Source organism: Methylobacterium platani, assembly GCF_001653715.1.
Taxonomy (GTDB): Bacteria; Pseudomonadota; Alphaproteobacteria; order Rhizobiales; family Beijerinckiaceae; genus Methylobacterium; species Methylobacterium platani.
In genome coordinates, this window is the sequence record NZ_LWHQ01000071.1 from 1 (window position 1) to 10,553 (window position 10,553).

The 10,553-nt window shown below is 72.7% G+C and carries 9 protein-coding genes and 2 rRNA genes; 8 read left to right on the top strand and 3 right to left on the bottom strand.

The genetic code is table 11. The features are described from left to right. Both A5481_RS27910 and rrf read left to right on the top strand, forming a co-directional pair. Positions 1-154, top strand: a 23S ribosomal RNA gene (locus A5481_RS27910); the annotation flags it as partial. Between the two features lie 117 nt (positions 155-271). After that, positions 272-387, top strand: a 5S ribosomal RNA gene (gene rrf / locus A5481_RS27915). Positions 388-648: 261 nt separating this feature from the next. Here the strand turns inward: rrf and A5481_RS27920 are convergent. The 3 genes from A5481_RS27920 to rpsT all read right to left on the bottom strand — a co-directional run bounded on the left by A5481_RS27920 (position 649) and on the right by rpsT (position 4,799). Continuing rightward, positions 649-2,673, bottom strand: coding sequence for an ATP-binding protein (locus tag A5481_RS27920; protein WP_082984966.1), 2,025 nt, complete (start codon positions 2,671-2,673; stop codon positions 649-651). Between the two features lie 130 nt (positions 2,674-2,803). Further along, entirely contained in the window at positions 2,804-4,342 is a 1,539-nt protein-coding gene (locus tag A5481_RS27925; protein ID WP_064504440.1) for a YifB family Mg chelatase-like AAA ATPase, read from the bottom strand. Between the two features lie 181 nt (positions 4,343-4,523). Next, positions 4,524-4,799 carry a 30S ribosomal protein S20 gene (rpsT, locus tag A5481_RS27930; RefSeq protein WP_048452139.1) on the bottom strand — a complete coding sequence of 92 codons (276 nt, stop codon included), beginning with the start codon at positions 4,797-4,799 and terminating at the stop codon, positions 4,524-4,526. 227 nt (positions 4,800-5,026) lie between these two features. Here rpsT and A5481_RS27935 point away from each other — a divergent pair, with 227 nt between their 5' ends. From A5481_RS27935 to minC, 6 genes are all read left to right on the top strand, one after another. Continuing rightward, positions 5,027-5,242: a hypothetical protein gene (locus tag A5481_RS27935; protein ID WP_064504441.1), complete on the top strand. Its 216-nt coding sequence runs from the start codon at positions 5,027-5,029 to the stop codon at positions 5,240-5,242. A 129-nt stretch (positions 5,243-5,371) separates the two neighbouring features. After that, positions 5,372-6,079 carry a 7-cyano-7-deazaguanine synthase QueC gene (gene queC, locus A5481_RS27940; protein ID WP_064504442.1) on the top strand — a complete coding sequence of 236 codons (708 nt, stop codon included), beginning with the start codon at positions 5,372-5,374 and terminating at the stop codon, positions 6,077-6,079. Between the two features lie 63 nt (positions 6,080-6,142). Further along, complete coding sequence (locus A5481_RS27945) at positions 6,143-7,309, top strand: acetyl-CoA acetyltransferase (RefSeq protein WP_064504443.1); 1,167 nt, start codon at positions 6,143-6,145, stop codon at positions 7,307-7,309. A 20-nt stretch (positions 7,310-7,329) separates the two neighbouring features. Then, the gene (locus tag A5481_RS27950) at positions 7,330-8,661 is read left to right on the top strand and encodes an MFS transporter (protein ID WP_082984967.1); all 1,332 of its coding nucleotides are present in this window, start codon (positions 7,330-7,332) and stop codon (positions 8,659-8,661) included. A 101-nt stretch (positions 8,662-8,762) separates the two neighbouring features. Beyond that, the gene (locus A5481_RS27955) at positions 8,763-9,575 is read left to right on the top strand and encodes a tellurite resistance TerB family protein (protein WP_064504444.1); all 813 of its coding nucleotides are present in this window, start codon (positions 8,763-8,765) and stop codon (positions 9,573-9,575) included. A 74-nt stretch (positions 9,576-9,649) separates the two neighbouring features. Continuing rightward, positions 9,650-10,354, top strand: a complete 705-nt coding sequence (minC, locus tag A5481_RS27960; protein ID WP_064504445.1) for a septum site-determining protein MinC — start codon at positions 9,650-9,652, stop codon at positions 10,352-10,354. Positions 10,355-10,553: the final 199 nt, after the last annotated feature.

Genomic DNA, 10,553 nt, shown 5'->3' on the forward strand with positions numbered 1-10,553 from the left:
CGGGATAACCGCTGAAGGCATCTAAGCGGGAAACCCCCCTTGAAACGAGAACTCCCTCGAGAGCCGTGGAAGACGACCACGTGGATAGGCTGGATGTGCAAGCGCGGTAACGCGCTGAGCTGACCAGTACTAATCGCTCGATCGGCTTGATCGCTCTCATGATCCGTGTCCGGATCACACACCACACCACACCACACACGATGACGACACGACGGGCGGCCCCAGCGGCTGCCGGTCACCATGCTTGCCCGAACGCGACGTGCTTGGCCGGTCTGGTGGTCTGAGCGGGGTGATCAGAACCCGATCCCATCTCGAACTCGGCCGTTAACCGCCCCAGCGCCTATGGTACTGTGTCTCAAGACACGGGAGAGTCGGTCACCGCCAGACCTGCCAAGCACGTCACACATTCCCTCCTCACGACTTCGATCGAAGAAGCCCGCCAGGCCCAGCGCCCGGCGGGCTTCTTCGCGTTCCGGCCCCCTCGCCTCTTGCATTCGCCACCGCGTCCCGAGGCCAGCGGGGCTGGCAATTGGACAGGGCCATCCCGCGTCCGCCGAGGCTCGGTCCGAAAGCGCGCCGACGCCCCGGACACGTGCCCCGCCTTCGGGGCAGAAGGGGGAGCCTCGTCGAAGACGGTACCCGACTCCGTCAGGCGGCCCGCGCGTCGAGCAGCGGCGGCAGCGCCTTGAGATCGAGGGGCTTCGACAGGAAGCCGTCGAAGCCGGCATCGAAGGCGGCGGCCTCGTCCTCGGCCTGGACGTTGGCGCTGAGCGCCACGAGACGCAGACGCGGCAGGCGCTTCTCCGCCTCGTCGGCGCGCAGGCGCCGCGCGGCCTCGAGACCGTCGAGGATCGGCATGCGGATATCGAACAGCGCGAGATCGAACGGGGTCGACGATGTGGACGCCTCCTGCAGCCGCGCCACCGCCTCGGCGCCGTCCCGGGCCCACAGCACGACGGCACCGAGACGCTCCAGGGCCTTGGTGGCGAGGAGCGCGTTGATCGGATTGTCCTCGGCCAGCAGCACCCGGGGCCGCCGGTGCGCGGGGCGCAGGACGCCCTCCTGGGTGCTCAGGACGCAGGTCGGCGGCGGAGCCGGCTCGGCGAGGCGCGCGAGCAGCGAGGTCAGCCGCACCGGCTTGATCAAGTAGCGGTCGAATCCCGCCGCGGCCGGCGAGCCGAAATCGCGCCGGTCGAACGGCGACAGCAGCACGATGCTGCGGCTCACGCCGGCCTGCCGGGCCGCGGCGGCGATGCCGCGCACGGCGGCGTCGCCGAGGGCGCGGTCGGCGATCACCGCCTCGAACCGCGCCTCCGACAGGGCGGCGACGGCTTCCGCCGCGGTCTCGACCGCCACCGCTTCGGCGCCGGCCCGCCCGACGCGACGCGCGATGTAGGGCGCCTCGAAGGCCGCGGCGGCGACGACGAGGACCCGCTTGCCGGCAAGGCCCGGCATCGTCGGCCGGACTCCGCCCGGAACCGGGCGCAGGGGCAGGCAGACCCGGAAGCAGCTCCCCTGCCCCGGCCGCGCCGTCACGTCGAGCCGGCCGCCCATGCGGTCGACGAGGCGCTTGGTGATCGCCAGGCCGAGGCCGGTTCCCTCGTGCCGCCGGCTGGCGCTGGCATCGCCCTGCTCGAATTCCTGGAACAGCATCGGCAGGCGGTCCTCGGGGATGCCCGGACCGGTATCGTGGACGGCGAGGACCAGCGCCTCGGCCTCCCACGACGCCGTGACGCCGACGCCGCCGGATTCCGTGAACTTCACCGCGTTGCCGGCGAGGTTGATCAGGATCTGGCGCACCCGGTCGGGATCGCCGACAATTTGGGCGGGCAGCGCCTCGATGTCGGCGGCGATCTCCAGGCCCTTGTCCTGGGCGCGCGGGGCCAGCAGCTCGACCACGCTCTCGACGAGCGCCGCCGGATCGAACGGCTCGGCCGCGAGGTCGAGGCGCCCGGCCTCGATCTTGGAGAAGTCGAGGATGCCGTCGATGAGCGAGAGCAGCGCCTCGCCGGAGGTCTTCACCGCCTCGGCATAGGTGCGCTGCTCCGGGCTCAGGGGCGTGTCGAGCATTAGGTCGGCCATGCCCATGATGCCGTTGAGCGGCGTGCGGAACTCGTGGCTGACGCTGGCGAGGAAGCGCGACTTCGCCACGCTGGCGGCCTCGGCGCGGCTGCGGGCCTCCTCGAGGGAGCGGGCGGCCTCGACCCGCTCGGTGACGTCCCGGCCCGCCCGCAGCACCTCGGCCCGACCGTCGCGCCCGACCGTCACGGTCTCGACGAAGGCGAACCAGCGCAAAGGGACGCCGCCGGCCGGCATGATCGCGAGATCGACGAGGCGGGCCCCGTCGGGCCGCTGGCGCATCTCGCCGCTCTCGACCACGTCCACCTCCCGCGTGGTGCCGAGCAGCGCCTCGGGCGTCGTGCCGAGCAGGTCGGCGAAGCCGCGATTGGCGAAGGTGATGCGGCCTTCCGCGTCGCGCTGCACCACCAGCTCGATCTGCGCCTCGACCAGGCTGCGGTAGCGCTCCTCGCTCTCCGAGGTGCGCCAGACGAGGTCGTGCAGGCGCTCGACCTCGCCTTCGCGGCGCTGCCGGGTCCGCCGGTCGCCGTTCCAGCGCAGAACCAGCCAGGCAAGGGCGCAGAAGCCGCCGATCGCCGCGCAGAGCCACACCATCCCGCATCCTCCACGATTCCGTCGGGAGAGTGCCGGACGGAGTTGAAAGATGAGTGGGGAAAGGGGCTTAGCGGACCATGCGGGCGATCGCGAGGATTTGCCGGATGGCGTTTACGATCGGTTCACCCGGTCAGGCCGCGGCCGGGCGCCGGTCGGACCGGCTGCGGTAGGACAGGGCCTCGGCAAGGTGGAGCCGGCGCACCCGCGCCTCGCCATCGAGGTCGGCCAGCGTGCGGGCGACCCGCAGCACCCGGTGGAAGCCGCGGGCGGAGAGCCGCATGGCGTCGGCCGCGTCGCGGATCAGCGCCATGCCCTCGGCGTCCGGCCGCGCCGCCTCCTCGATCAGCGTCGCCGGGCAGGAGGCGTTGGTGGTGCCCGGCGGCTGGCCGGCTTCCGCGTAGCGCCGCTCCTGCCGGCTGCGCGCCGCCGCGACCCGGGCCGCGGCTTCCGCCGAGCCCTCCTCCGGCGGCGGCAGGATCAGGTCGGCGGCGGTGACCGCCGGCACCTCGATCTGCAGGTCGATGCGGTCGAGTAGCGGGCCGGAGAGCCGGGCCTGGTACTGGGCGACGCAGCGATCGTTGGGCCCGCGCCGGCAGGCGAAGCCGGGCTCCGTCGCCTGGCCGCAGCGGCACGGGTTCATCGCCGCCACCAGCTGGAACCGGGCCGGGTAGGTCACCCGGTGGTTGGCCCGGGCGATCATCACGGTGCCGGTCTCCAGCGGCTGGCGCAGGGAATCGAGCACCTGGCCGTTGAACTCGGGCAACTCGTCGAGGAACAGCACGCCGCCATGGGCGAGCGAGACCTCGCCGGGCCGGGCGCCGATGCCGCCGCCGACGAGCGCGGCCATCGAGGCCGAGTGGTGCGGCGCCCGGAACGGCCGGCGGTTCGACAGCGCGCCGTCCTTGAGCGTGCCGGCCACCGACTGGATCATCGAGACCTCGAGCAATTCGCGCGGGCCCAGCGGCGGCAGGATCGAGGGCAGCCGGGCGGCGAGCATCGACTTGCCGGCGCCGGGCGGGCCGTTCATCAGCAGGTTGTGGGCGCCGGCCGCCGCGATCTCGAGCGCGCGCTTGGCGCCCTCCTGGCCCTTGATCTCGCGCAGGTCCGCCAGCACGCCGGCGGGGGCGGCCACCGCCGGCACCGGGCGGGCCATCACCTGGGTACCCTTGAAGTGGTTGGCGAGCTGGATCAGCGAGCGCGGCGCCAGCACGTCCATGTCGCCGGCGGCCCAGGCGGCTTCCGGGCCGCTCGCCGCCGGGCAGATCAGCCCCAGGCCCCGGGCATTCGCCGCCATGGCCGCCGGCAGAACCCCGGCAACCGCCGTGAGGCTGCCGTCGAGGGCGAGCTCGCCGAGCACGCAGTAGCCCGCGAGCGCGTCCGCCGGCAGGGCGCCGATGGCGCACATCATGCCGAGCGCGATCGGCAGGTCGTAGTGCGAGCCTTCCTTGGGCAGGTCGGCGGGGGCGAGGTTGACGGTGATGCGCTTGGCCGGCAGCGCCAGGCCGGAGGCGATCAGCGCCGAGCGCACCCGCTCGCGCGATTCGGCCACCGCCTTGTCGGGCAGCCCGACCAGCGTGAAGGCGACGGCGCCGGGCGTGATCTGCACCTGCACGTCGACGGCGCGCGCCTCGATTCCCTCGAAGGCGACGGTAGCGACGCGCGTGACCATGGAGTAAGGGCCTTCGTGCTGGCTGCCTGCCGCAACGTTAGTTCGCGGCCGGCCGCGGCACAACCCACATTGGCAAAAGACCTTTGCCCACACGAAAAAGCCCGGCACACGGCCGGGCCATTTCCTCTCGTGACCTGGGCCCGGGGGCGCCCGCAGGCGCGCCGGAGCCGTGCCGCAGGCGTTACGCCTGGGCGGCCTGCAGGCCCTTCACGCGGGCGGCGAGGCGCGAGACCTTCCGCGAGGCGGTGTTCTTGTGCACGATCCCCTTCTGGGACGCGCGCATGATCTCCGGCTCGGCGCTGCGCAGGGCGGTCAGGGCGTTGCCGTGATCGCCGGCCTCGATCGCCTCCTCGACCTTGCGGATGAAGGTGCGCATGCGGCTGCGGCGCGAGCGGTTGACTGCCGTACGCTTGGCAATCTTGCGGGTCATCTTCTTGGCCGACACGGTGTTGGCCATCGGCGTTCCTCATTCAAAAAAGCGAGGCCCGAGCGATCCCGGCGGGATCGTGGCGTCGCGTGTCAGGGCATGGAAGCACGGGCAACCCGCCGGGCGAAAGCCCGCAGGTCCGCGAGCCGCGGTCTATAGACGCGCGCGGCCGGATCGTCAATGCCGGGTGGCGCCGGGGGCCGGAACACTCTGCCCGCTCAATGGTTGAGGTTCCCACACAGACCCGGGAGATCACCATGATCCGTTCCGCTTCCCTCCTCGCCGCCGGCCTGCTCGCTGTCTCGGCCGTGGCGATCCCGCATCAGGCCGAGGCGAAGGGCTGCATCAAGGGCGCCATCGTCGGCGGGCTCGCCGGCAAGATGGCGGGCCACGGCAAGGCCGGCGCGGCGGCCGGCTGCGCGGTGGGGCACCACAACGCCAACAAGAAGGCGAGCCAGGCCCAGGGACAGTAGCGCAGGGGCAGTGAAGGCAAGGCGCGTGAGCGCGACCGGGTAGGCCGCGCCCGCGCCTCGGGCTTATAAGGGGGCGGCTCCGGCAGCGGGGCCGCCCCTTTCGCATAGGCCCGTATGACTGGAGCCCGCATGACGTCCCCCGACGGCGCCCTGGTGTTGTTCTCCGGCGGGCAGGATTCCGCCACCTGCCTCGCCTGGGCGCTCGACCGCTTCGCCCATGTCGAGACCCTCGGCTTCGATTACGGCCAGCGTCACCGGATCGAGCTCGCGTGCCGCGACACCCTGCGGGCCGAGCTGACGCGGATCGTGCCGGCCTTCGCCGGGCGCCTGGGCGAGGACCACACCCTCTCCCTCGACGCCCTCGGCGCGGTCTCCGAGACCGCCCTGACCCGGGAGACCGCCATCGCCATGGAGGAAGGCGGGCTGCCCAACACCTTCGTGCCGGGCCGCAACCTCGTCTTCCTGACCTTCGCGGCGGCCTTGGCCTACCGGCGCGGCCTGCGCCACATCGTCGGCGGGATGTGCGAGACCGACTTCTCCGGCTATCCCGATTGCCGCGACGACACGATCAAGGCGCTGCAAGTGGCGCTGAACCTCGGCATGGAGCGCCGCTTCGTGCTGCACACGCCGCTGATGTGGATCGACAAGGCCGAGACCTGGCGGCTCGCCCGCGACCTCGGCGGCGAGGCGCTGGTCGACCTGATCGTGCGCGAGAGCCATACCTGCTATCTCGGCGAGCGCGGCGCGATGCACGAATGGGGCCACGGCTGCGGCACCTGCCCGGCCTGCTCGCTGCGGGCGGCCGGCTATGCGCGCTTCCGCGCCGAGGATGCGTGAACCGCGCTTGCGAGACGACCTCCCGTTGCGCAGAGTGCGCCGCAAACATGGGAGGAGAGAACGATGACCGCCTGCATCGTCGGCTGGAGCCACACGCCCTTCGGCAAGCACGACGCCGAGACCGTCGAGAGCCTGATCGTCCGCGTCGCCAACGAGGCGATGGCCCATGCCGGGATCGGCCCGCAGGACGTCGACGAGATCGTGCTCGGCCACTACAACGCCGGCTTCACCCCGCAGGACTTCACCGCTTCGCTGGTGCTCCAGGCCGATGACGGGTTCCGGTTCAAGCCGGCGACCCGGGTCGAGAATGCCTGCGCCACCGGCTCGGCCGCGGTGCACCAGGGCATCAAGACCATCGAGGCCAAGCGCGCCCGGGTGGTGCTGGTGGTCGGCGTCGAGCAGATGACCCGCACGCCCGGCCCCGAGATCGGCCGCACCCTGCTCAAGGCCTCCTACCTGCCGGAGGACGGCGACAACCCGGCGGGCTTCGCCGGCGTGTTCGGCAACATCGCCGGCGCCTATTTCCAGCGCCACGGCGACCAGTCCGACGCGCTGGCGATGATCGCCGCCAAGAACCACCATAACGGCGTCCAGAACCCCTACGCGCAGATGCGCAAGGACCTCGGCTTCGAATTCTGCCGCACCGAGTCGGAGAAGAACCCCTTCGTCGCCGGCCCGCTCAAGCGCACCGACTGCTCGCTGGTCTCGGACGGCGCCGCCGCGGTCGTGCTCGCCGACACCGAGACGGCGCTCCGGATGCGCCGCGCCGTCGCCTTCCGGGCCACGGCGCACGCGCAGGACTTCCTGCCGATGTCGAAGCGCGACGTGCTGAAGTTCGAGGGCGCCGCCACCGCGTGGTCCCGGGCCCTGGCCCAAGCCGGCATCACCCTCGACGACCTGTCCCTCGTCGAGACCCACGACTGCTTCACGGTCGCCGAGCTCATCGAGTACGAGGCGATGGGGCTGACCAGGGAGGGCCGCGGCGCCGACGCGATCCGCGAGGGCTGGACCACCAAGGAGGGCAAGCTGCCGGTGAACCCCTCCGGCGGGCTGAAGGCCAAGGGCCACCCGATCGGCGCCACCGGCGTGTCGATGCACGCGCTCTCGGCGATGCAGCTCTGCGGCGAGGCCGGCGGCATGCAGATCCCCGAGGCGACGCTCGCCGGCGTGTTCAACATGGGCGGCGTCGCGGTGGCGAACTACGTCAGCGTGCTCGAGCGCATCAAGTAAGGAACGGGGTCGCGCGGACCATGACGGCGTTCCTGGTCCTGCTGCTCGCCTACACGATCAGCCAGTTCGACCGCGGCTTCCTGGCGATGGTCGCGCCCGATCTCGGGCCCGACCTCGGCCTCGCATCCTCCGACCTGGCGCTGCTCTCGGCGGGCTGGTTCCTGGCCTTCGCGGCCGGGCAGGTCCCGACCGGCCTCCTCCTCGACCGGGTCGGGCCGCGGCGCACCGTGGCGGGCTTCCTCGTCGTCGCCGCGCTCGGGGCGGCGTGCCTCGGGCTGGCGCGGGGGTTTCCGGGCGCCGCCGCCGCGATGGCGCTGATCGGGCTCGGCTGCGCGCCGGCCCTGATGGGCGCGCTCTACCTGTTCGGGCGAGCCTACCCGCCTGAGCGCTTCGCCATGCTGTCCTCGCTGATGATCGGGCTCGGCACGTCGGGCGATCTCCTCGGCTCGACGCCGCTGGCGCTCGCGAGCCACGCCCTCGGCTGGCGTCCGATCCTCGCCGGCCTCGCCCTCGTCACCCTGGCGGCGGCCGGGCTGGTCCTGTGGCTGATCGAGGACCCGCCGCGCCTCGCCGATCCGCCCGAGGCGTCGGCCAAGACATCGGCCAAGATGTCGCTCAAGACGTCGCCCAGGAACCCGTCCGGGAACGCAGTCGGGGCCTCGGTCTGGCGCGGCTTTTCCGAGGTCGCCCGGATGCGGGCGCTGTGGCCGGTCTTCCCGGTCGTGTTCGTGAGCTACGCCGTCGTGATCGCCACCCGCTCGCTCTGGGTCGGGGCCTATCTCGGCAGCGTTCACGGCCTCGACCCGCTCCAGCGCGGCAACGGAACCCTGGCGATGAGCGCCGCGATGGCGGCGGGTGCGATCGGGTACGGGCCGCTGGAGCGGCTGGTGCGCGACCCGAAGCGCACGGCGCTCGCGGGCTGCCTCGTCACCGGGCTGGCGCTCGCCGGGCTCGGGCTGTTCGGCGGGGGCTCGACCGCGCTCGCGGTGGCGCTGCTGGCGGTCGTCGGCGCGGCGGGCCTGAGCTACGGCATCCTGATGGCCCATGCCCGGCTCTTCTTCCCCGCCCGCCTGCTCGGGCGCGGCGTCGCCTTCATGAACATCGTCTTCATGGGCGGGGCGGCGGCGTTGCAGGGCCTGTCGGCCCTGTTCGTCCTCGGGACGTCCGGGCTCGCGCCCGACGCGGTCTACGGGCGCCTGTTCCTGGCCTACGGCGTCGCGCTGCTGGCCGCGACGGCGATCTACGCCTTCGCGCCGCGGGAGCCGGTCTTCGGCCGGATGGCGCGGCCGGGCGGGGAGCCGGACCCGCCCGCGGGGCGTCAGGCCGGCGCGATCGAGCCGGAGGCGCCCTGATCCGGGCCACGCTTCGCCGCCGGAGCGGGCGCGGCGGACCCGCCCTTTCCGGGAGCGCCGGGACGCCCCATCTCGTCGGCTCGTGCCGGAGGGAGCCCCCGATGTTCGATGCCAAGCGCCTGCTCGACCAGTTCCTCGGCGGCCCGGGCCGGGGCGGCCATCCGGGCGGATCGCATGGTGGCGGACCCTTCGGCGGATCCTATGGCGGCCAGCAGGCGCCGTACGGCCACGCGCCCTCCCCGCTCGAGCAGGTCGCCCGCTCCCTCGGCGGCGGCGGCAAGGCGGCGATCCTCGGCGGCCTCGCCTCGCTGGTCCTCGGCGGGCGGCGCGGCGGCGGTTTCGGCATGCCGGGCGGGATGCCCGGAGGCGGCGCCGGCCGGGCCGGCGGCCTCGCCCTCGTCGCCACCCTCGCCTACCAGGCCTACCGGAACTGGCAGGCGAACCAGGAGCGGGGCCAGCCCGCGCCGGCCCGGGCGGGCTTCATCCCCTCGCCCGACGAGGCGGCGGCGATGCTCGGAGGCACGCGATTCGCCCCCGCCTCGGCGGCCGACGAGCAGGACCGCGCCCGGGCGCTCCTGATCGCGATGATCACCGCCGCCAAGGCCGACGGCCATATCGACGCCGACGAGCAGGGACGCATCTTCGGCGAGATGGACCGCCACGCCCTCGATTCCGACGACAAGGCCTTCCTGATGGATACCTTGCGCGCGCCCGTCGACGTGGAGGCGGTGGCGCGCCTCGCCCGCTCGCCCGAGCAGGCGACCGAGCTCTACGCCGCTTCCCTGATGGCGATCACCGTCGACACCCACCAGGAGCGCGCCTACCTCGACCACCTCGCCCGCAGCCTCCGGCTCGAACCCGGCCTCGTGCGGCACATCGAGGGCACGCTCGCCTCCGCGGCGTCGCAAAGGTGAAGACTTCGTTACGATCGTTAACCATTCGCTAACCATCGGGCGCGCCTGATGGGCTGGTAACGAGTCGTAAACCTGTGACCAGCCAGACCCAAACCCGCCCGCCGATCCGCTTCCGTGGCCGCTCGTTCCTGGCGGTCGTGTTAGCCCCCGAGGCGCCGATCGAGGATTGGCTCGCCGATCTCGACGCCCTTGCCAGACGCTCTCCGGCGTTCTTCGCCGGCCGCGCCGTGATCCTCGACGTGACCGCCCTGGCGCCGGGCCGGGACGCGCTCCACGACCTGGTGGCCGCCCTCAACGCGCGCGAGATCCCCATCATGGGCATCGAGGGCGCCGGCGCGGGCTCGCTCGGGCCCGGCATGCCGCCGCCCCTCAACGGCGGCCGGCCCTCCGGCGACGTGCCGATGCCCGGCGAGGCGCCGGCGGCCGCGCCGGTCGAGCGGGTGACCGGGGCGAAGTCGCTGATGCTGGAGAGCCCCGTGCGCTCCGGCCAGACGATCCTCTTTCCCGAAGGCGACGTGACCGTGATGGGGTCGGTCGCCTCCGGCGCCGAGGTCATCGCCGGCGGCTCGATCCACATCTACGGGGCGCTGCGCGGCCGTGCCATCGCGGGGGCCGCCGGCTCGCCGGGCGCGCGCATCTTCTGCCGCAAGTTCGAGCCCGAGCTGCTCGCCATCGACGGCCTCTACCGGATCGCCGACGACATCGACCCCTCCTTGCGTGGCCGCGCCGTGCAGGTCTGGCTCGACGGCGACGCGATGCGCACCGCCGCGCTCGACTGAGCTCACCACCGGAATTCACCGCCCTGGGGGCCCCGTGGCAACGATCCGCGGACGGGGCGAGCGACAAGAAAACATCCAGAGAAACACACGCAGCGGCCGCGCCGGCCGCGACTTCGCAATCGACGTTCGAGGGGGACCAATGGCCAAAGTCATCGTGGTGACATCCGGCAAGGGAGGGGTGGGCAAGACCACCACGACG

What these genes read in the sequence shown, in the direction of transcription:
- A5481_RS27920 (WP_082984966.1), bottom strand. Translation starts at nt 2,673, where the DNA reads ATGGTGTGGCTCTGCGCGGCGATCGGCGGCTTCTGCGCCCTTGCCTGG.
- A5481_RS27925 (WP_064504440.1), bottom strand. Translation starts at nt 4,342, where the DNA reads ATGGTCACGCGCGTCGCTACCGTCGCCTTCGAGGGAATCGAGGCGCGC.
- rpsT (WP_048452139.1), bottom strand. Translation starts at nt 4,799, where the DNA reads ATGGCCAACACCGTGTCGGCCAAGAAGATGACCCGCAAGATTGCCAAG.
- A5481_RS27935 (WP_064504441.1), top strand. Translation starts at nt 5,027, where the DNA reads ATGATCCGTTCCGCTTCCCTCCTCGCCGCCGGCCTGCTCGCTGTCTCG.
- queC (WP_064504442.1), top strand. Translation starts at nt 5,372, where the DNA reads ATGACGTCCCCCGACGGCGCCCTGGTGTTGTTCTCCGGCGGGCAGGAT.
- A5481_RS27945 (WP_064504443.1), top strand. Translation starts at nt 6,143, where the DNA reads ATGACCGCCTGCATCGTCGGCTGGAGCCACACGCCCTTCGGCAAGCAC.
- A5481_RS27950 (WP_082984967.1), top strand. Translation starts at nt 7,330, where the DNA reads ATGACGGCGTTCCTGGTCCTGCTGCTCGCCTACACGATCAGCCAGTTC.
- A5481_RS27955 (WP_064504444.1), top strand. Translation starts at nt 8,763, where the DNA reads ATGTTCGATGCCAAGCGCCTGCTCGACCAGTTCCTCGGCGGCCCGGGC.